Source organism: Bacillus sp. Medicinal_06 (assembly GCF_056711665.1).
In genome coordinates this window covers 1-255 of sequence record NZ_JBWYHD010000089.1, presented here as the reverse complement: position 1 = coordinate 255, position 255 = coordinate 1, and the positions used below count along the sequence as shown (strand labels likewise).

1 rRNA gene is annotated in these 255 nt (G+C 53.7%); it reads right to left on the bottom strand.

From position 1 onward, the window contains the following. Window positions 1-255, bottom strand: a 16S ribosomal RNA gene (locus tag AC1M36_RS28630); the annotation flags it as partial.

The following is a 255-nucleotide window of genomic DNA, read 5'->3' as shown; positions in this document are numbered from 1 at the left end:
GATCACCCTCTCAGGTCGGCTACGCATCGTTGCCTTGGTGAGCCGTTACCTCACCAACTAGCTAATGCGACGCGGGTCCATCCATAAGTGACAGCCGAAGCCGCCTTTCAATTTCGCACCATGCGGTACAAAATGTTATCCGGTATTAGCCCCGGTTTCCCGGAGTTATCCCAGTCTTATGGGCAGGTTACCCACGTGTTACTCACCCGTCCGCCGCTAACTTCATAAGAGCAAGCTCTTAATCGGTTCGCTCGA